Raw genomic sequence first — 17,531 nt, 5'->3', positions numbered from 1 at the left:
GAGAAAGAGAGGAAAGAAATGGGCTTCATCCCCTTCGCAGGCATCGTCATCATCGCCGTCATCGCCGGTTTCGCCGTGCAGATGTACGAGAAGAGGTCACTTCCGTATGAGTGGCTGATCATCGCGATGTCCGGAGCATTCGGCGCGTACTTCGCGAGCGAGAACGTCCCGGGCGCAACGGTCCCGGTGCTCGACGCCATCAAGGACTGGGGTCCGAACCTTGACGGGATGTTCGTGATCCCGGCAGTCGTCGGCGGCGTGCTTCTCGCCACCGTCGCGTACTTCGGCACGCGCACGAGCGAAAGCCTCCAGCCGGCCTGATAAAGAACACACCGGTCCGTTGACGACCGCCGGCGCGACGAACGCGCCGGCGGTCAGGCGCACATCGACGTGGGAGGACGGATGAGCATCAAGCGGAAGCGACCAGCCTCATGCGTAGGCGACGAGCTCTCGTGCCTGTACTGCGGGCACGACACGGCCGCGCCCGCGTGGGACGCGCACGGAGTGCCGCGCTGCCCGCGTTGTGCGGCACGGCTGCTCATCGAGCTGCGCGATCGCTCACAGCGCGGTCGGACGAGACCCCATCAGACCCACGCAAGAGCAGACGAGGAGCGCGAGGACGAGTACGCGCGTGAGGACGTTTACGTCGGCGCGCCGGAGACAGCCGACTAGCGACGCGCGGCCGCGAGCGCCCCGCGCGATCCCGGGCGCCTCCGCCGTACGGCGATCGCCATGGTGGCGGCGAAGGTCAACACCGCGATCGCGTTCAGGGTGGCTCCCGAGTCACGCCAATCAACACGCTCCATGATGTCGCCGGCAACACGAAGGACCATCGACGACTGCAGCAGCACGAGCGGGATGTAAAGCAACGGACTGTATGCCACGGCCACTCCAGCGATCGCCGGAAGGATGATCGGACCATGCGCAAGGATCATCGTCATCACGAATCCGATGAACACGGAGTGCACCAGGGCGTCATAGCGCCAGCCGGCGGGCACGCCGTCGTACGTGAGCATGAGCAGCGCGCCCACGGCGAGCCAGGCGTACGAGATCGCGATCGCCGTCCCGATGTAGCGCGGCATCGGGAGCGAGCGCGACGCGGCGGGCGGGTGGTCGCGCACCGCCAGCCACAGGGCGAGCACGAGGAGGGCCCACCCTGATACGCGGATGCCGAGCCCGAAGTCCACGAGCGTGACGGTGACGCCGAGCACGAGCAGGACGGTCACGACGATGAAGACCGCAAGGGCGCCGGACGATGGTCGCAGCGCGCGAGAGAGATCCATGCGCTCGGCCGCCACCGTGAGTACCAGGAACGCCGCCCACCATGGCACGGCGCGGAACGGCTCCGCACCGACCGCCCATAGCAGGGCTCCGACGGCCCAGGACGCCGCCCCGGCGGCCATCACCGCCATCACGATGGTCGGACCGGGCGTCACCCCGAACAGCGTGATCGCGACGAGCGCCACCGCTGCGACGGCGATCGCCAGGGCGGGCAGTGGCTGCGGCGTGCCGAGGATCACACCGATCGCGCCGAGCCCAGAGCAGAGCGGAGCGAGGAGTGCCCACCCGCGGCGCGCGACGAGGGCGCGCTCGAGACAGATGAGCGTGCCAACGAAGCCCGAGACCATGAGCGCGCCGTGCTCGCGTGCGGCGCTGCCGACGTCGGCGGCGGGTAGCACGCCCATGCGTCCGAGGCCGGCCCACCCGGCCGTGATCAGAGCGAGCGCGCCGCACGCGAGGAGCGGCGCGCGCGCCCAGAGCGCTCTTACGACGCCGCGGGGTCCTTGCGCTCGAGCTGGATCGTGAAGTCCGCAGCGATCGCCGCGATCGCAGCGATCGCGGCCCACACCGGCACGAGCGCGGCTCCGACGAGGCTCAGCGTCAGTGGGACCTCGATGAGCGTGACGCCGCGCGCATCCTTCACGATGACCCGGCGCACGTTGCCTTCGTGGATCAGCTCTTCGATCTTGGCGATGACCCTGTCCACGTTCTCGCGGTCGAGTTTGAATGTCTCGATGATCGTGTCTTTGATCTGTGTTGCCATCCCTGGGGTCCTCCTCTGTCGCGTGTGCGCAGCAAACGCCTACGCCGCTGCCACGGTAGGCTCACTGCACCACGTCGGGGAGAGCCGCAGGTCCCCGACTGCCGGGACCAGCGGCCCTACGCACGCTCAGCCGCGGCGTGCATGCTGCGGACCGATGAGCCCCATGGACGCTCGCTCACGGCTCGAGGTCGAGCGCAGCGGTCTGCTCGCGACCATCGCACGCGAGGAGACCGAGCTCGCGACGCCGCTGGATGACAAGGGCGAAGACCTCACCGCGTCCCAGCATCCGGCCGATGTTGCCTCGGACCTCTCCTATCGCGAGTTCGCCGTGTTGACCGAGCTCACGCTCAGGGAGGCGGTTGCCCAGGTCGACGATGCGCTCGCGCGCATCGCGCACGGGACCTACGGCATCTGCGTCGAGTGTGGCCGCGCGATCGATGCCGAGCGCCTGGCGGCGCGTCCGCAGGCCGCCAGGTGCATCGATTGCCAGCGTCGTGAGGAGCGTTCCGCGTCGGCGAAATGACCGACGTTCGCTAGAAGCCCGGCGAGTGCAGTCGGCGCTGCGTGTCCCTGAGGATCGCGATGAGCGTGGCGATGAGCCCGGCGGTGGCAGCCAAGAGGATGCCGGCGTCGCTTTGCAGGGGCGAGATGTCCATGAGACGACGCTACGGCGGGTCCCGCTGGAATACGACAGGCACAAGGCACCATCCCCAGCGGTCGAGGTCCGCATCAGCGTGGGGCATTACCCGATGGGCCTGCGCCCGACGCGTGGATGACATTCAGCCGGTCCGTGCGAGCCCTTGGCCTCACGCTCGTGCTGCGCCTGAGCGGGAGTGTGGAACGCGAATCGAGGGAAGAGCACATGGCAGTGACAATCACGACTCCAGCGGACCCAACTCAGCCGATCTCCTCACCAGCGGAGATGGACTTCTTCGCGACGACGGTCCACGACCTGAGGTCACCGCTCACCAGCATCAGCGGCCAGGTGCAGCTGGCACGCCGGTTCATCGACAAGGACTCCGCGCGTGAGCGCGAGGCCCTCAGCCTTGCGTTGGCGCAGGTGGCGCGCATGGATCGGCTGCTCGACGAGCTCGTCGACCTATCGCGCGTCACGTCAAGGGCGGCCGCGACGGAACAGGTCGTGTTCGACGTTCGCGTCGTGGTCACCGACGCGATCGCCCGGCACGAGAGCGGTGACGCCACGCGGGTCGCAAGCCAGCTGGGCGACGAGAGCATCGAAATACGCGGCGATCCCGAGCGGATCGGGCGCATCCTGGACAACCTGCTGGACAACGCGGCCAAGTACAGCCAGGCGGGCACGCCGATCGATGTCTCGGTCCGCGTCGTCGGAACAGGGGCCCAGATACGTGTGGAGGATCACGGCGTCGGCATCCCCGCCGATGCGCAGGAACGACTGTTCACGCCGTACTTCCGCAGCTCGCGCACCCGGGAGGTTCCCGGGACGGGGCTCGGTCTCCACATCAGCCGGCGCATCGCCGAGGAGCATGGCGGGCGCCTCTGGCTGGAGACCAGCACGGAGGCCGGAAGCACGTTCTGCCTCGCGCTGCCGCTGGCCGTCGGCCCCTAGTGCCCTGCGCCTCCAAGTGGTCCGCTGTAGATCGACGTGTCGTGGTCCCCGGTCACATTGAGCTGTGCGGCTGTGCCTTTGGCCAGGGCGCGTCCAAGCGCGTGATCAACGAGCGTGTATGACCCTGGCACCTGGACCTTGAACTCGACGATCGTCGCCCCGCCCGCCGGCACCAGCGTGGTCTGGACGTTGGTATTCACCGCGCTGCCCATCGCGCCTTCCGGGTAGACGCGGTCGAAGATCTCGCCGATGAGATGCAGCGATGAGGGCAGGAAGCCGCCGACACCGAAGAAGATGCGCACCGTCTCGCCGACCTTCGCGGTCAGCGCGTTGTCCCCGGTGAGTGACCCGACCTTGCCGTTGAAGACGATGTAGTCAGGCTCCTCGTTGCCCATCTTGATCATGTCGACGTCGTGGTGGCCCGGGGTCCCGAGGACTCCGGTCGTGTAGAGCTCGGCCTGCATGACGTAGAACTCGCGGTCGACCGGCGGGAGGCCACCCTCCGGCTCGACCAGGATCAGTCCGTACATGCCGTTGGCGATGTGCATCGGGATCGGCGCCGTCGCGCAGTGGTAGACGTACAGACCAGGGTTGAGCGCCTTGAACGTGACGACCGACTCCTTGCCGGGGCCGGTCTGGGTCGCGGTCGCGCCACCACCCGGTCCGTTCACGGCGTGGAGGTCTATCGAATGCACGAGCACGCTGCTCGCGGAGTTCTTGAGGTGTAGCTCGACGGTGTCGCCGACACGTACCCGGATCATCGGACCCGGAACGGTGCCGCCGAAGGTCCAGTAGGTGAACGTCTCACCTTTCTCGATCTCGGCGACGACCTCCATTGTCTCGAGGTCGACGCGCACCGTCGCAGGTGCTGCCCGGCCGAGCGGTGCGGCCACGGCGGTCGCCGGTCGCGAGATCGTTCTGGCCGTGAACGCCTTCGCCGGCGCGAGCGATGCCCGCGCCGGGTTCCCGGCTTGCGCGGTGGGCGTCACCACGTTCGCCGGCACGCTGGCGGCCGGGGCCGCGACCGTCACCGAGCGGATGTTGCCGGTCGCTCCGGCGACGGCGACGACCAAGGCCGCGGCCATCGCCATGCCGACCGCACCAAGGACCGCACCCATAGCAGCGTTGGCGAAGCTCTCGGATCTCGCTTCATGTGCGTGAGCAGTCACTTGATGCCTCCCGGGCCGCTGCCATGTTCGGTCACCGGCCTCATGCGGAAACGTTGACGGACGCGGCGCTCGATGGAAGGTGCCGAAGGTCCCGAGTCGACAGGACCAACGGAACCGCCGGACAGCACGGGCCAAACGGCATCGTCCGGCTTCGGTCGCGCGCCGTCATGACGAACCAGTCATCCCCCGCCCGCGGAGCGGAGCCGCGACGCGTGTCCCTCTACGGCGCGTCGCGGCCGGCGACGGCGAACGACTTGGGGTCGTGAACGAACGTCGCCTTGCAGCCCGGTGCACAGAACAGGTACTCGCGCTCGGCGAAGGTGATCGCGAGTTCGTGCTCGAGCGCCTGCGCGCGATCGACGCTCATGCCGCAGACCGGGTCGATGTCATGCCTGAGCTCACGCGTTTGGGCTTCGGTCAGGATGGTCATACGTCCCCCCTCTCGTCTTCCGTGCATCGGATGAACAACGTCACCGCGTCTTTCATGTCCTCGATGGCGCTCATCGCGCCGGCCGGCTCTCCGATCCCCTCGACAGGTCCTCGCGCTTCGACCCCATCACGTCCATCGTCACTGACCTCCGTCGCGCGACCAGGTGTCGCACCGACATGAGCGTCAGGTCTGGAAGGCCCCGTGACGAGTGCCGTTACGCCGCTTCGTGGTGCCGTTCGACACCAACCGCGGTGGACCCCGGTGCTTAGTCCCCGTCTTCCTCGTCCACGTCGAGCGCGAATGCGATCTTGAGGTCGACGCGGTACTCCGTGATCTTGCCGTTTCGCACCGCGACGGTCATGTGCTTGACGTCGGCCCCGCTGATGTTGCGCAGTCTGTGCGTCGCGGTCGCGATGCCCTTGGCGATGGCGTCCTCGAAGCTCGTGCTCGACGTCGCGACAAGCTCGATGACCTTCACCACAGGCGCCGCATCGACGCCATCATCGAGGAGGTCCTCGATCACTTTCATCTCTTAGAGTGCGACCGCCGTGCGCGGCATGGCCAGCCATGGCTCCGCCACGACCCTCGGCTTCAGCGCGGCTTTGGCGACGAGCACGGCGCAGTGGGCCTGGCTCAGCACGTGATCCGCGACGCTGCCTTGTAGGAGTCCCGCGGCCTGAGTCTGGCCACGTGAACCGAGGACGATGAGATCGGTCTTCGTCAGCGCGGCGCGCGCGAGGAGCTGCTCGGCGACGTGGCCACGCTCGACGACCGTCTGATCCACCACGTGCGGGGAGAGCATCCGGGCGGCCTGGGCCAGCACGATCTCGGCGCGCGCCTCGTCTGCGCCGTGCTCGAGCACGTGCACGAGCGTGATCTCGGCTTCCCCAGGCAGGGGCATGCGCGCGAGCAGAGCGATCGCGGCACGCGCGTCGTCCGAGCCATCGACCGCGACGAGGATGCGCCGGGGCGCGGTACGGCATTCCCGCACCACGAGCACCGGGACCGATGCGTGGCGAGCGAGCGCCCGCGCGACACTCCCGAGGATCGAGCCGGCGAACGCGCCGAGGCCGCGTGACCCGATCACGATGACGTCGACCGCGTACTCGAGCGCCGCGATCTCGATCGCCTCCGTGACGGGCCCCGACCGAACGTCGATGGTCCCAGCAACGTCACGAGCGCTGAGACGCTCGAGTGCGCGCCCGGCGATCGCGCGCGCGGACGCGTCTCCGCGGTCGGCGAGCAGATCGCCCTGCCCGCGTTCGAGCACCGGCGTACCGATGAAGGAGTACGTCGGAACGGTCAGCACCGTGACGTGGTCGGCGCACGCGAGCGGGAGCGCGCTGACGAAATCGAGCGCGATGTCCGCTCCGCGGGAACCATCGGTCGCGAACAGGAGGCGCATCGCGTCGAGCATCAGGGTCGTCCGGTCCTGCGTCTGTCGGGCATCGCCCTCTCGCGGGAGGGTGGCGCACCGGACGGCCATCGGCGCCGGTCGGCCATAGCGTCGGGCCGTATGGCAAGGGCGTCCGGGACGTTTGTGGCGATCCTCGATCGCGACCGCGCCACCGCTGTCTGCGAGGCGGGTCTACGACGATTGGCGTCGGACGCGGAGGCGATGGTCCGACCAGAGAGTGGCGATCGAGTGGCGCTGCTGTCGGTGCGCGGGCCGCTCTTCCTCAGCGACGCGGCGTTCGTTGGGACGGCGGACGTCATCGGGAATGACGGCGCAGTGTTGAGGCTCCGGCACCGCGTGCTGACCCCGCCCGCGTACCCCGTTCCGCTGCGGACACTTCCCTCGCTCCGCGTGTCGGCCGGCTGGACCCATGCCAGGCTGGGGGTGCTTCGCGGCGGGATGGTCCGCTGCACCGCCCGCGACGCGGGACGGATCGAAGCAGCGCTGCTGGCCGTGGCACGGGCACACGGGCCGCGCGCAAGGCGCCCGGCACATCACCGCCCACGCACACCCGGTCGTCGCGCGCTCATGGCCGGCCGCGCCGCGGTCGGGCGCCGCCCGTAGCCGGCCGTCCGATGGGGACCAACGGCGTGGCAAAACGGGCCGAGCGGCCGGTTTCCGCGGGAAACGACGGGCCTACGGTCGCAACCGTGACGCAGCAGGTGGCCGAGCTCGAGGCCTATCGCGTCGGCGCTCGCGCGCTCGCCGCGCGCATCCTCGACGCGCAAGAGGCGGAGCGTCTGCGAGTGTCGCGTGAGCTCCACGACGACACTGGCCAGGCGCTGACGCTGCTCCTGGTGCGGTTGCAGCTCGTCGAGAACATGTCGTCCGAGACCGAGATCCGCCGGGAGCTCGCTGAGCTGCGCGAGCTCGTCGGGGAGACGCTCGACGGCGTGCGCCGTCTTGCGGTGCAGCTCGGCCCGAGCGTGCTCGACGACCTCGGGCTGTGCTCCGCGCTCGAATGGCTGACCGACCGTGTCCGGGCCGAGACCGGTCTCGCTGTGGACGTGCGGCTGGACTGCGAGTCCGGGCACGCGTCTCCCGTGGTGGCAGTCGCGATCTTCCGCGTCGCCCAGGAGGCGCTCACGAACGTCGTGCGTCACGCACGCGCGACGCGCGTCGAGGTCAACCTCAAGATGGATGGCGGCTCGCTCGAGCTGTCCGTCGCCGATGACGGAAGGGGTTTCGCCGTCGCGCAGGCGCAGCAGCGGCCCTCGGCCAGCATCGGTCTCTTCGGAATGGCCGAGCGCATCGCCCTCGTTGGCGGCAGCCTCGAGATCGACTCCGATCCGGACAGTGGTACGCGCGTTCGCGCCTCGGTCCCGCTTCGCGAGGAGGCGTTCACATGATCCGCATCGTGCTCGCTGACGACCACCAGATCCTGCTGGCCGGACTCAAACGACTCATCGAGTCAAAGGGTGACATGGAGGTGGTCGCGACGGCCACCGATGCGACATCGGCGATCGAGGCCGCTCGCAGTCATCGCCCGGACGTGCTCGTGCTCGACATCTCGATGCCCGGCGGCGGGCTCGAGGTCGCGCGGCGCGTCCGCGAGATGGAGCTGCCGACCAAGATCGTGATCCTGACCATGTACGCAGAGGACCGGTACGTCATGGAGGCGGTTCGGCTCGGTGCGGCCGGGTATGTTCTGAAGCGCGCCGCGGACAAGGAGCTCATCGACGCGATACGCGCCGTTGCGGCCGGAGATGCCTATCTCACGCCCGCTGCTGTTCGGCTCCTTCTCGCCACTCAACAGAACGAGAACGGCCGCTCCGAGCCCGCCCTGTCGCCGCGAGAGCGTGAGGTGCTGCGCTTCACCGCCCGCGGCTTCTCGAACCTCGAGATCGCCGAGCGCCTGTTCGTCAGCCCGAAAACGGTGGACACCTACCGCTCGCGGATCATGGCGAAGCTCGACCTGCACCGCCGCTCGGAGCTCGTCGAGTACGCGCTCGGGCATGGGCTTCTCGAGTGACCTCGGCATGACGAAACAGGTGCACCTCATCGGCGATGGACGCGTCTTCTGCCGGCGTGACGGCCGCTACGTCGACTTCGAGCGTTGCCTGGTCTGCCCGCTGCTGCGCGACATCGACCTCGATTCGCGTCACCCCAAGGTGGTCTGCCAGCTCCCGGCAGAGGTCGAAGACCGGCTCCTCGCAGCGGTCTGATGCGCCGGCTCATCGCGTCGATCGCGACCGCGGGCGTCGCGCTCGCGGCGTGCGGCGACGCCACCCCGATAACGACACCCACCTCACCGCCGACCCGGGCCACCGAGCGCGTGCAGATCTTCTACGCCCGTGCTGACGAGGTGCCGGTCGCCACCGCGCTCGAGATCCCGGCCGGCATGAACGTCGATCAGCGCATACGTGCGCGACTGGTGGGGCTGTCGACCGCGCCCTGGCTGGGACCCCAGGGCTCGTTCAACGTGCTGCGCGACGCCGCGCGGATCGCCGGCGTCTCGGTAACTGGTGCTGTCGCGGCGCTCGATTTCGCGGCCCCCGAGGGCGATTGGGGTCTCCCCGGTCGGACTGCGCTTCGCGCGTTCACGCAGCAGGTCGTCTTCAGCGCGACCGACGAGAAGTCCGTCTCCGAGGTGCGGCTCACGCAGGACGGGGGCAACGACGCGGTGATCGTGACGAGTGACGCGATCATCAGCTACCGCACAACGCTCACGCGCGAGATGGTCGCGCCGTACGCACGACAGGACCACACCGTCGCGTATTACGCGCGCGACCAGGGCGGTCCGGTCGCAATGTTCCTTCCGGGTGCCGGGGCTGGCACGACCGCTGAAGAGCGCATCTCCTCCCGGCTCGTGGCGCTCGAGAACGGACCGGCACACGCCGGAGCTGATGCGTTCAACGTCGTCGCGCCGATGAAGGCGCACCTGCAGCAGGTCACGATCGCGGACGATCTCGTGACGATCGACTTTCGCGTCCCCGCCGACGATTGGGGCGTGAACGGGAGCGCGTCGCTACGCGCTCTGGTCCAGCAGTTGGTGTTCACCGCGAGCGAGGAGCCCGGGATCGTTCGCGTGCTCATCACGCAGAACGGAGGCCGTCAGGCGGTCATCGGCGGCGAGGGTCTCGTGATCGATCGAGCGCAGACACGCCTCGGTCTGCTCGGGGGCTAGCGGCTGACCTCATGAGTGCGATCGATGGCGTCCTCGGCCTCACCGCGGCTCGCGTGGAAGAGCAGGCGCGCGGTCAGCGCTCCGGCGACGATCGCGGCAGCAACGGCCAGCAGGATGCCGGCGGTCACGAGGACGATGGTGAGCAGATCGATCTGCACGTTGGGACGATGGTCGATGGCGAGCCCCCAGCGGAGGTAGGGCCAAAGGTCACCAATACGCTGGGCCGGCGACGTTTCCTGGCCGGCGCCGGACTGTTCCTCGCTTCCGCTTGCGCACCTGCCGCGTCACGCCCTGCGGCCATCAGCGCTCCCGCGTTGCCGGCGCTGGAGGCTGATCCGAAGAACGGCATATGGCCGATCCAGTACCTGCGCGCGCCGGCGAACGTGCGCGAGGCCTACAGCTGGGCGGTGGCACAAGAGCAGACCCTGCGCTTCATCCCGTGCTACTGCGGATGCGGCGCTGATGGCCATACCAGCAACTACTCCTGTTACGTGCGGTCGGCGCTCGGCGGCGGCCGGGTGATCCTGGACACGCACGGCTTCGGCTGAGGCGTCTGCGTCGGGATCACGCGTGACGTGATGGCGATGTCAGCGCAGGGCCAGAGCCTGCGCGAGATGCGTGCCGCGATCGATACCCGCTGGTCATCCGCCGGCCCAGGCACGCCGACCCCCCTGCCCTAGCCGGGCTCCGCGAGAGGTGGCCCGGAGGTCCTTGTCGGGCAGGACCGGACGGACGCAGTCTTTGGGTCGCGCGGCCCTGTTTGGTGGCCTCGCCGGACCGCAGTGTTCCACCCATACGAGGAGGTCTTCAAAAGAAATGTCAACTACTCGAATCGCAAAGAACACGGTCGTCGCGGACCCACCGCTCGCTCGTTTCCTGTTCTCGGACACGCGCATGGCCCCCGTCTGGCTGCTTCTCCGCATCTATATTGGCTGGGCCTGGCTCGAGGCCGGATGGCACAAGGTCCAGGACGTCGGTGCGACGTCGAACTACATCATCGACGGTGCCGGCATCCTGGCGTTCTGGAACCGCATCGCGGCGATCCCCGCCGCGCCGGCCAAGCCGGTCATCACCTACGACTGGTACCGCGGCTTCATCCAGTTCCTCATCGACAGCCACGCGCAGGTGTTCATGGGCAAGGTGATCGCGTTCGGTGAGACCGCGGTCGGCCTCGGACTCATCTTCGGTGCGTTCGTCGGCATCGCCGCGGTCAGCGGAGCGTTCATGAACCTCAACTTCATGCTCGCCGGCAGCTCCAGCACCAACCCCGTCATGCTCCTGCTGGGCTTCCTCCTGGTCCTCGCCTGGAAGACCGCGGGATACATCGGACTCGACCGGTTCCTCCTGCCGCTCCTCGGTACGCCCTGGAAGGCCCCGAAGATCGAGGCGAAGGCCGCCGCTCGGACCCCTGTCATCGCGTGACCACACAGAAAGCAATCGCCGCAGGGAAGAGCGGAGCGATCCGCTCTTCCCGCGCGTCAGCTCCCACCACGGTCCTCGTCATGAGCAAGGACCCGCTGGTGCGCGAGGGTTGGGCGCGAACGTTCGAAGCCCTCGGCATGAGAGCCATGCGCTGCGCCGGACCGGAGAACACCTCGTGCGCACTCGAGAAGAGCGCGCGCTGCCCGCTGCACGACGACGCGGACGTCGCCTTCTACGACCAGGACAGCGTCACAGCCGCGCTCGCTGTGCAGCTCCTCACGCTCCCGCGGACGCTCCCCATCACGCTCGCTCGCGATCGCAGCACGCCTGAAGGTGGCCACGAGCCGATCCCGGTGCAGCTGCTCGACGCTCGCGGCAAGGGAACGCGCCCCCGCAGCCGATAATCGGCGGCGTGAGCAAGTCACGAGCCCGCGCCACCAACGCCACGTACTCACGGCGGCTCCGGATCGCGGCGGTCGTCCTTCCCTCGCTCCTCATCGCGGCGCTCATGGCGCTCGACTACTTCCTCGCCGAGCGGCTTTTCCCCAGGGGCATCTCGCACCTGGTGACGACGATCGTCGGCGTCGCCGGCGTCCTTGCCTTCTCGGCGGTGATCTTCGGGCAGCTCGCGAGCCTTCAGGGACGCGATCGCGCGAACACGGACCGGCTGCGCCAGCTGGCCGACGCGCTCGAGCAGAGGCGCCTTCAGCTGCAGGCCGTGAACGCCGCCGGCCTCGCACTCACGTCGGAGCTCGACCGCAACGAAGTGCTACAGCGCGTCGCGGACCAAGCTCGCGCGGTCGCGAATGCGAAGTACGCCGCGCTGGGTGTCTTCAACGATGAGGGGACCGTCGAGACGTTCACGACGTCGGGCATCTCGCAGGAAGAGCGTGCGCGCATCGGGCCTTTGCCCCGGGGCCTGGGCCTCATCGGACACCTGCAACAGGAGCGAAAGCCACTTCTCCTCCGCGACCTCCACGAGCACCCCGCATCGATCGGCTTTCCGAAGAACCACCCTCCGATGCGTAGCTTCCTGGGAACGCCGATCGTCCTTCGTGGAGAGCCGCTCGGCAACCTCTATCTCACCGAGAAGCAGGGCGCGGAGGAATTCACCGTCGACGACGCCGAAGCCCTCGAGACGCTCGCCGCGCAGGCAGCGATCGCGATCGAGAACGCCCGTCTCTACGAGCAGGCGGAGCGCATATCCGTACTCGAGGAGCGCCAGCGCATCCGTATGGACCTCCACGACGGCGTGATGCAGTCCCTGTACGGCGTCGGCCTGCTCCTCGAAGACATCGCCGAACGCGTGGACACCGAGCCTGTGAAGGCGAAGGATGAGCTCAGGCGTTCGGTCGATCGACTGAACGCAGCGATCGCGGATCTCCGTGGGTACGTGCTGGGCCTGCGGCAGGTGCAGGCGAGCGACCAGCCACTGACGGAATCGTTGCCGCTCCTTGCGGAGCAGGCGCGTTCGAACGCGCTCATCGACGTGGACGTGCAGATCTCGGCTGGGGCCGCTGGGCGCTTGGACCAGCCGCGCCAGGAGGCCGCGTATTACATCGCCGCGGATGCGCTCGGGAACATCGCGCGCCACGCGCGCGCGCGTCACGCGTCGGTGCGCCTGTTCGACGAGAACGGTGGTGTCGTGCTGCAGATCGCGGATGATGGCGTGGGGTTCGACTTCGCGGCCAGCACGAGCGGCCACGGGCTGCACAACATGCGTGAGCGAGCGTTCGCGGTCGGTGGCACCCTTCGGGTGGAGAGCCAGCCCGGACGCGGTGCGCGAGTACGCTTTGAGCTGCCGGCGACGGAGAGGGAGACGGAATGAGCGATGCGCAGGTTCGGGTCATGCTCGTCGACGATCACGAGGTGGTGCGCGAAGGCCTCCGCACGCTGATCGGACGCCACAAGGAGATGCTCGTCGTTGCCGAGGCCGGCACGACCGCCGAGGCGATCGCGATGGCGGCGAAGGCCAAGCCCGACGTCATCATCATGGACGTTCGCCTCCCCGACGGAAGCGGTGTGGAAGCGTGCCGGACGATCCGCGAGGCGCGACCCGAGACGAAGGTCGTCATGCTCACCTCGTACGCCGACGACGAAGCCCTCTTCGCCTCCATCGTGGCGGGGGCCGCCGGGTACCTCCTCAAACAGACGCGCGGCCAGGCGGTGATCGACGCGATCACCGCCGTCGCACAGGGACGCTCGCTCCTGGATCCGGATGTCACGGGCAAGGTGCTCGAGCGCGTGCGCCGCGGCCGCGGCGATGAGGATCCGGCGTTCGCGTCGCTGACAGACCAGGAGCGCAAGGTGCTGGAGCAGCTGGCGGAGGGAAAGACGAACCGCGAGATCGGCGAGTTGCTCTTCCTGTCCGAGAAGACCGTCAAGAACTACGTGAGCCGCATCCTCGACAAGCTCGGCCTGGCACGCCGGGCCGAGGCTGCCGCGTACGTGGCCAAACGCCGGCCGCGCTTCTGATCCCCGGTCTCCACAAGAGAAGAGGACTTTCGGCCCCTGGCCGCGCGGACCCCGCAACGCCGGCTCGGCGATACAACGGACCTCGCGCCCGTCGAACGTCTGTGAGTGCCGAACGTCCCCAGAAGAGGGGCCGCTCGCCCATAGAGCCTCGGCTGACGCGTCCGTAGGGTGTTCGCATGACAGAGACCGAGGACGCGGGCGGCACGATCGCGCGACGGACGCTGATCGGCGCGATCGGGTTCGCCAGCCTCGGCGGCATCGCGGCGGGCGCGCTCGGCCTCACCGGTCGCGGGGCCGCCCCAGCTCGCATCGCGACCGCGACGTCCACGGCCACCGCGACCGCGGTCCGCACGACGGCGCCGGCAACCGCGGCGCCGACGGTCGATCACGACGCCCACGCCGAAGCGCTGGTGAAAGCCTTTCCGGCGAAGACGCAGGGCACCGGACTGCAGGAGCTGGCCTCACGCGTGGTCGACGGTTCGCGCGAGTTCGAGCTCGTGTGCGACAAGCTTCGCTGGGAAGTCACGCCCGGCGTCGTTGTCGATGCCCTGTCGTACAACGGCCAGATACCGGGTCCGATCATCCGCGCGACGGAGGGCGAGCGAGTCCGCGTGAAAGTGACCAATAAGACCGACCAGACGACCAGCGTGCACTGGCACGGGCAGCGCGTCGTCAACAAGATGGACGGCGTCCCGTTCATCACGCAGCCGACCATCAAGCCCGGCGAGACGTTCGTGTACGAGTTCATCGCGAAGCCGTTCGGCAGCCACATGTACCACTCACACCACAATGCGACGGAGCAGGTCGGCCGAGGCATGCTTGGGCCGCTCCTGGTCATGCCAAAAGACGCGTCGACGGATCCCCGGTATGACAAGGACGAGCTCTTCATCTTCAACGATCAGCTCGGCGGTCTGACGGTGAACGGCAAGGGATTCCCGGCGACGTTCCCCTACACCGCGAAGCTCGGTCAGCGCATCCGCTTCCGGTTCATGAACGAGGGTGTGATGATCCATCCCGCACACCTTCACGGCCTGACACTCGAGGTCTTCGCGCGTGACGGGTATCCCCTGCCTCAGCCCTTCAAGTGCGACACGCTGAACGTCGCGCCCGGTGAGCGCTGGGACGCGATCGTCGTAGCCGACGAGCCCGGGGTTTGGGCATTCCACTGTCACATCCTCAATCACGCCGAAGGCCCGACCGGCATGTTCGGGATGGTGACCGCGCTGATCGTCGACTGACAGGAGGTCTCCCTCGATGACGACACGGACGAGCGATGTCGCGCGCTGGCGCGCGAACCTGCAAGGCGAGACCGATGGCATCGCGATCTACCGCGCGATGGCAGACGCCGAACCGCAGCCGACGCTTGCATCGGTGTACCGGAGGCTCGCAGAGGCGGAGGTGCGTCATTCGGCTCTCTGGGAGACAAGACTTCGCGACGCAGGCGTCTGGGCCACCGCGCCACGCCCGTCATGGCGCGCGCGTGTGCTCGCGTTCGTCGCGCGACGCTTCGGCGCGGGCTGGGTGGCTGCGACCGTGGCCGGACGCGAGGCGAAGGACCAGACCGGCTACGACGACCAGCCTGAGGCGGCCGGCACGTCGCTGCCGCGCGATGAGCGATCGCATGCCCGAGTGCTCCAGGAGATCGCCGGCGGTGGGATGACCGGGCCCGCGATCGCGCGCCTCGAAGGACGCCATCGCGCCACGGCGGGGAACGCGCTCCGGGCGGCGGTGCTCGGCATCGACGACGGGCTCGTATCGAACTTCAGCCTCGTCATGGGGGTCGCGGGCGCGAGCGGCGACGGTCGCGCGATCGCTGTCGCCGGCCTCGCCGGGCTTCTTGCCGGCTCGCTCTCGATGGCCCTCGGGGAATGGCTGTCGGTCCAGAGCGCACGCGAGCTGTACAGCCGGCAGATCGGCATCGAGCGCGAGGAGCTCGCGGCCGCTCCGGAGGAGGAAGAGGCGGAGCTCGCGCTCATCTATCAGGCCAAGGGCGCGAACGCGGCGCAGGCGCGCGCCCTCGCGCGGCAGATCGTCAGCGGCGACCGCGCGCTGGAGACACTCGCGCGCGAGGAGCTGGGCATCGATCCAGACGAGCTCGGTGGTTCGGCCCACGTCGCGGCCGCAACGTCCTTCGCGATGTTCGCCAGCGGTGCGGTCGTACCGCTGATCCCGTTCGCCCTCTTGTCGGGCACGACTGCCGTTGTCGCTTCGGCGATGCTGAGCGGTGCAGCCTTATTCGGTATCGGGGCGCTCATCACGCTCATCACGGGCCAGCCCGCGCTCCGCGCGGGCCTGCGGCAGCTGGCCATCGGCGCGGCGGCCGCGGGTATCACTTTCGCCGTCGGGAAGCTCCTCGGGGTCGCGCTGGCCTGACCCGGCGAGAAGAAGTTGGGCCGCTTCGGCCCTCGCGGGGTGACCTTCGGCCCTTCGCCCGACCCGAACTGGGGACGAGCATTCAGGTCGACTCGATAGGAGGGCTGCCACCATGGCGATCGAAACCGCACCCGTCACGCTCCCGCGGCCTGCCGACCGCGCCGATTCGCTCACCGTACGTGACGACCGGACCGGCAGGACATACGTGATCCCGATCGAAGACGGCGCCATCAGGGCGACCGAGTTCAACAAGATCCGCACCGCTGCGGACGACCCGGGCCTTCTCACCTACGACCCGGGCTTCATGGCGACCGCGGCCGTGAAGAGCGCCATCACTTACATCGACGGCGACGCGGGCATCCTGCGTTATCGCGGCTACCCGATCGACGAGGTCGCGGAGAAGCTCGGCTTCCTGGAGGTCGCGTCGCTCCTACTCGAGGGAGAGCTCCCGACGGACGGCGAGCTCGCGACCTGGAAGGACGAGATCGTTCACCACACGTTCATCCACGAGAACATCAAGAAGTTCATAGACGGCTTCCGGCACGACGCGCACCCGATGGGGATCCTCATGAGCACCGTCGCCGCGCTGTCCACTTTCTACCCCGAAGCGAAGAAGTTCACGGAGAGGGCGACACGCCGCAAGCAGATCGTCCGCCTCATCGCGAAGATGCCGACCATCGCGGCGTTCGCGTATCGCCACGCGGTCGGACTCCCGTATTCGTACCCCGACAACGACCTGAGCTACGCCGGCAACTTCCTGGGCATGATGTGGAAGACGACGGAGCTGAAGTACAAGCCGGATCCGATACTCGAGCGAGCGCTCGAGGTCCTGTTCATCCTCCACGCGGACCACGAGCAGAACTGCTCGACGAGCACCGTGCGCGTCGTCGGCAGCGCCAAGTCGGACCCGTACTCGGCCGTTGCCGCGGGCGTCGGCGCGCTCTACGGTCCGCTCCACGGCGGCGCCAACGAGCAGGTGCTCCGGATGCTCGAGGACATCGGCTCGGTCGACCGCGTGCCCGAGCACATCGAGCGCGTGAAGAGCGGTGACCTCCGCCTGATGGGCTTCGGCCACCGCGTCTACAAGAGCTATGACCCGCGCGCGAAGATGATCAAGAAGATCGCCGACCAGGTCTTCAGCATCACCGGCCGCAACCCTCTGCTCGACATCGCGCTCGAGCTCGAGAAGATCGCACTCGAGGACGAGTACTTCATCGGCCACAAGCTCTACCCGAACGTCGACTTCTACTCGGGCCTCATCTACCAAGCCATGGGATTCCCAGTCGACATGTTCCCGGTGCTCTTCGCCATCGGACGCACACCGGGCTGGCTGGCTCAGTGGGAAGAGGGCCTGCTCGACCCCGACCAGAAGATCGCGCGTCCGCGCCAGCTGTACGTCGGGCCCCGCGAGCGGCATCTCACGAAGGCGTAGGAACGACAAGACAAC

General features: G+C 68.3%; 25 protein-coding genes. 17 read left to right on the top strand and 8 right to left on the bottom strand.

From position 1 onward, the window contains the following. The first annotated feature begins 18 nt into the window (after positions 1 to 18). Positions 19 to 321, top strand: coding sequence for a hypothetical protein (locus VI056_12010; GenBank protein ID HEY6203752.1), 303 nt, complete (start codon positions 19 to 21; stop codon positions 319 to 321). Positions 322 to 402: 81 nt separating this feature from the next. Beyond that, positions 403 to 672, top strand: coding sequence for a hypothetical protein (locus tag VI056_12005; protein ID HEY6203751.1), 270 nt, complete (start codon positions 403 to 405; stop codon positions 670 to 672). Here the strand turns inward: VI056_12005 and VI056_12000 are convergent. Together VI056_12000 and VI056_11995 are read right to left on the bottom strand one after the other, a co-directional pair. Continuing rightward, positions 669 to 1,685, bottom strand: a complete 1,017-nt coding sequence (locus VI056_12000) for a hypothetical protein (GenBank protein ID HEY6203750.1) — start codon at positions 1,683 to 1,685, stop codon at positions 669 to 671. The two genes, VI056_12005 and VI056_12000, sit on opposite strands and share 4 nt — an antisense overlap. 80 nt (positions 1,686 to 1,765) lie before the next feature. Next, positions 1,766 to 2,044, bottom strand: a complete 279-nt coding sequence (locus VI056_11995; GenBank protein ID HEY6203749.1) for a DUF4342 domain-containing protein — start codon at positions 2,042 to 2,044, stop codon at positions 1,766 to 1,768. A 154-nt stretch (positions 2,045 to 2,198) separates the two neighbouring features. On the opposite strand from VI056_11995, the gene VI056_11990 reads away from it, so the two are divergent. After that, complete coding sequence (locus VI056_11990) at positions 2,199 to 2,567, top strand: TraR/DksA C4-type zinc finger protein (protein HEY6203748.1); 369 nt, start codon at positions 2,199 to 2,201, stop codon at positions 2,565 to 2,567. Between the two features lie 10 nt (positions 2,568 to 2,577). Here the strand turns inward: VI056_11990 and VI056_11985 are convergent, their stop codons facing one another. Beyond that, positions 2,578 to 2,700 carry a hypothetical protein gene (locus VI056_11985; GenBank protein ID HEY6203747.1) on the bottom strand — a complete coding sequence of 41 codons (123 nt, stop codon included), beginning with the start codon at positions 2,698 to 2,700 and terminating at the stop codon, positions 2,578 to 2,580. Between the two features lie 206 nt (positions 2,701 to 2,906). Here VI056_11985 and VI056_11980 point away from each other — a divergent pair, with 206 nt between their 5' ends. Then, positions 2,907 to 3,632 (top strand): HAMP domain-containing sensor histidine kinase, encoded by a 726-nt coding sequence (locus VI056_11980; protein ID HEY6203746.1) that lies wholly within the window; start codon positions 2,907 to 2,909, stop codon positions 3,630 to 3,632. Here VI056_11980 and nirK read toward each other — a convergent pair. The 4 genes from nirK to VI056_11960 all read right to left on the bottom strand — a co-directional run bounded on the left by nirK (position 3,629) and on the right by VI056_11960 (position 6,636). After that, positions 3,629 to 4,750, bottom strand: coding sequence for a copper-containing nitrite reductase (nirK, locus tag VI056_11975; GenBank protein ID HEY6203745.1), 1,122 nt, complete (start codon positions 4,748 to 4,750; stop codon positions 3,629 to 3,631). The two genes, VI056_11980 and nirK, sit on opposite strands and share 4 nt — an antisense overlap. Positions 4,751 to 5,021: 271 nt before the next feature. Then, entirely contained in the window at positions 5,022 to 5,231 is a 210-nt protein-coding gene (locus tag VI056_11970; GenBank protein ID HEY6203744.1) for a hypothetical protein, read from the bottom strand. Positions 5,232 to 5,496: 265 nt separating this feature from the next. Next, the gene (locus VI056_11965) at positions 5,497 to 5,754 is read right to left on the bottom strand and encodes a dodecin family protein (protein HEY6203743.1); all 258 of its coding nucleotides are present in this window, start codon (positions 5,752 to 5,754) and stop codon (positions 5,497 to 5,499) included. A gap of 9 nt (positions 5,755 to 5,763) precedes the next feature. Continuing rightward, a complete protein-coding gene (locus tag VI056_11960) occupies positions 5,764 to 6,636 on the bottom strand; it encodes a universal stress protein (GenBank protein HEY6203742.1) in 873 nt (290 codons plus the stop codon). Between the two features lie 111 nt (positions 6,637 to 6,747). Between VI056_11960 and VI056_11955 the strand changes: the two genes are divergently transcribed. From VI056_11955 to VI056_11935, 5 genes are all read left to right on the top strand, one after another. After that, positions 6,748 to 7,251 carry a hypothetical protein gene (locus VI056_11955; protein HEY6203741.1) on the top strand — a complete coding sequence of 168 codons (504 nt, stop codon included), beginning with the start codon at positions 6,748 to 6,750 and terminating at the stop codon, positions 7,249 to 7,251. Positions 7,252 to 7,337: 86 nt separating this feature from the next. Continuing rightward, entirely contained in the window at positions 7,338 to 8,036 is a 699-nt protein-coding gene (locus tag VI056_11950; protein ID HEY6203740.1) for a sensor histidine kinase, read from the top strand. Beyond that, entirely contained in the window at positions 8,033 to 8,659 is a 627-nt protein-coding gene (locus VI056_11945) for a response regulator transcription factor (protein ID HEY6203739.1), read from the top strand. The genes VI056_11950 and VI056_11945 overlap by 4 nt, the downstream gene beginning before the upstream one ends. After that, the gene (locus VI056_11940) at positions 8,643 to 8,852 is read left to right on the top strand and encodes a hypothetical protein (protein ID HEY6203738.1); all 210 of its coding nucleotides are present in this window, start codon (positions 8,643 to 8,645) and stop codon (positions 8,850 to 8,852) included. Before VI056_11945 ends, VI056_11940 begins: the two co-directional genes overlap by 17 nt. Continuing rightward, positions 8,852 to 9,814: a GerMN domain-containing protein gene (locus VI056_11935; GenBank protein HEY6203737.1), complete on the top strand. Its 963-nt coding sequence runs from the start codon at positions 8,852 to 8,854 to the stop codon at positions 9,812 to 9,814. The genes VI056_11940 and VI056_11935 overlap by 1 nt, the downstream gene beginning before the upstream one ends. Here VI056_11935 and VI056_11930 read toward each other — a convergent pair. Then, complete coding sequence (locus tag VI056_11930; protein ID HEY6203736.1) at positions 9,811 to 9,972, bottom strand: hypothetical protein; 162 nt, start codon at positions 9,970 to 9,972, stop codon at positions 9,811 to 9,813. The genes VI056_11935 and VI056_11930 overlap by 4 nt on opposite strands. A 9-nt stretch (positions 9,973 to 9,981) precedes the next feature. On the opposite strand from VI056_11930, the gene VI056_11925 reads away from it, so the two are divergent. From VI056_11925 to VI056_11890, 8 genes are all read left to right on the top strand, one after another. Further along, the gene (locus VI056_11925; GenBank protein HEY6203735.1) at positions 9,982 to 10,362 is read left to right on the top strand and encodes a PCYCGC motif-containing (lipo)protein; all 381 of its coding nucleotides are present in this window, start codon (positions 9,982 to 9,984) and stop codon (positions 10,360 to 10,362) included. Positions 10,363 to 10,630: 268 nt separating this feature from the next. Further along, positions 10,631 to 11,236, top strand: a complete 606-nt coding sequence (locus VI056_11920; GenBank protein HEY6203734.1) for a DoxX family protein — start codon at positions 10,631 to 10,633, stop codon at positions 11,234 to 11,236. A gap of 80 nt (positions 11,237 to 11,316) precedes the next feature. Next, positions 11,317 to 11,640, top strand: a complete 324-nt coding sequence (locus VI056_11915) for a hypothetical protein (protein ID HEY6203733.1) — start codon at positions 11,317 to 11,319, stop codon at positions 11,638 to 11,640. Between the two features lie 8 nt (positions 11,641 to 11,648). Next, entirely contained in the window at positions 11,649 to 13,064 is a 1,416-nt protein-coding gene (locus VI056_11910) for a GAF domain-containing sensor histidine kinase (protein HEY6203732.1), read from the top strand. Continuing rightward, complete coding sequence (locus tag VI056_11905; GenBank protein HEY6203731.1) at positions 13,061 to 13,711, top strand: response regulator transcription factor; 651 nt, start codon at positions 13,061 to 13,063, stop codon at positions 13,709 to 13,711. The genes VI056_11910 and VI056_11905 overlap by 4 nt, the downstream gene beginning before the upstream one ends. A gap of 176 nt (positions 13,712 to 13,887) precedes the next feature. Beyond that, a complete protein-coding gene (locus VI056_11900) occupies positions 13,888 to 14,949 on the top strand; it encodes a copper oxidase (GenBank protein HEY6203730.1) in 1,062 nt (353 codons plus the stop codon). Positions 14,950 to 14,965: 16 nt separating this feature from the next. After that, on the top strand, positions 14,966 to 16,084 hold the full coding sequence (locus VI056_11895; protein ID HEY6203729.1) for a demethoxyubiquinone hydroxylase family protein: 1,119 nt from the start codon (positions 14,966 to 14,968) through the stop codon (positions 16,082 to 16,084). A gap of 112 nt (positions 16,085 to 16,196) precedes the next feature. After that, positions 16,197 to 17,516 (top strand): citrate synthase, encoded by a 1,320-nt coding sequence (locus VI056_11890; protein ID HEY6203728.1) that lies wholly within the window; start codon positions 16,197 to 16,199, stop codon positions 17,514 to 17,516. Positions 17,517 to 17,531 lie beyond the last annotated feature (15 nt).

This window comes from Candidatus Limnocylindria bacterium (assembly GCA_036523395.1).
GTDB lineage: Bacteria > Chloroflexota > Limnocylindria > P2-11E > P2-11E > CF-39.
The sequence above is the reverse complement of the archived record's forward strand: the minus strand, read 5'-3'. Positions and strand labels throughout refer to the sequence as shown.

Coding starts and splice junctions, on each gene's coding strand:
- VI056_11940 (HEY6203738.1), top strand. CDS start 8,643: ATGGGCTTCTCGAGTGACCTCGGCATGACGAAACAGGTGCACCTCATC.
- VI056_11995 (HEY6203749.1), bottom strand. CDS start 2,044: ATGGCAACACAGATCAAAGACACGATCATCGAGACATTCAAACTCGAC.
- VI056_11935 (HEY6203737.1), top strand. CDS start 8,852: ATGCGCCGGCTCATCGCGTCGATCGCGACCGCGGGCGTCGCGCTCGCG.
- VI056_11985 (HEY6203747.1), bottom strand. CDS start 2,700: ATGGACATCTCGCCCCTGCAAAGCGACGCCGGCATCCTCTTGGCTGCC.
- VI056_11945 (HEY6203739.1), top strand. CDS start 8,033: ATGATCCGCATCGTGCTCGCTGACGACCACCAGATCCTGCTGGCCGGA.
- VI056_11905 (HEY6203731.1), top strand. CDS start 13,061: ATGAGCGATGCGCAGGTTCGGGTCATGCTCGTCGACGATCACGAGGTG.
- VI056_12000 (HEY6203750.1), bottom strand. CDS start 1,685: ATGGGCGTGCTACCCGCCGCCGACGTCGGCAGCGCCGCACGCGAGCAC.
- VI056_11960 (HEY6203742.1), bottom strand. CDS start 6,636: ATGCGCCTCCTGTTCGCGACCGATGGTTCCCGCGGAGCGGACATCGCG.
- VI056_11900 (HEY6203730.1), top strand. CDS start 13,888: ATGACAGAGACCGAGGACGCGGGCGGCACGATCGCGCGACGGACGCTG.
- VI056_11970 (HEY6203744.1), bottom strand. CDS start 5,231: ATGACCATCCTGACCGAAGCCCAAACGCGTGAGCTCAGGCATGACATC.
- VI056_11955 (HEY6203741.1), top strand. CDS start 6,748: ATGGCAAGGGCGTCCGGGACGTTTGTGGCGATCCTCGATCGCGACCGC.
- VI056_11890 (HEY6203728.1), top strand. CDS start 16,197: ATGGCGATCGAAACCGCACCCGTCACGCTCCCGCGGCCTGCCGACCGC.
- nirK (HEY6203745.1), bottom strand. CDS start 4,750: ATGGGTGCGGTCCTTGGTGCGGTCGGCATGGCGATGGCCGCGGCCTTG.
- VI056_11925 (HEY6203735.1), top strand. CDS start 9,982: ATGGTCGATGGCGAGCCCCCAGCGGAGGTAGGGCCAAAGGTCACCAAT.
- VI056_11915 (HEY6203733.1), top strand. CDS start 11,317: ATGAGCAAGGACCCGCTGGTGCGCGAGGGTTGGGCGCGAACGTTCGAA.
- VI056_11920 (HEY6203734.1), top strand. CDS start 10,631: ATGTCAACTACTCGAATCGCAAAGAACACGGTCGTCGCGGACCCACCG.
- VI056_11980 (HEY6203746.1), top strand. CDS start 2,907: ATGGCAGTGACAATCACGACTCCAGCGGACCCAACTCAGCCGATCTCC.
- VI056_11990 (HEY6203748.1), top strand. CDS start 2,199: ATGAGCCCCATGGACGCTCGCTCACGGCTCGAGGTCGAGCGCAGCGGT.
- VI056_11895 (HEY6203729.1), top strand. CDS start 14,966: ATGACGACACGGACGAGCGATGTCGCGCGCTGGCGCGCGAACCTGCAA.
- VI056_12005 (HEY6203751.1), top strand. CDS start 403: ATGAGCATCAAGCGGAAGCGACCAGCCTCATGCGTAGGCGACGAGCTC.
- VI056_12010 (HEY6203752.1), top strand. CDS start 19: ATGGGCTTCATCCCCTTCGCAGGCATCGTCATCATCGCCGTCATCGCC.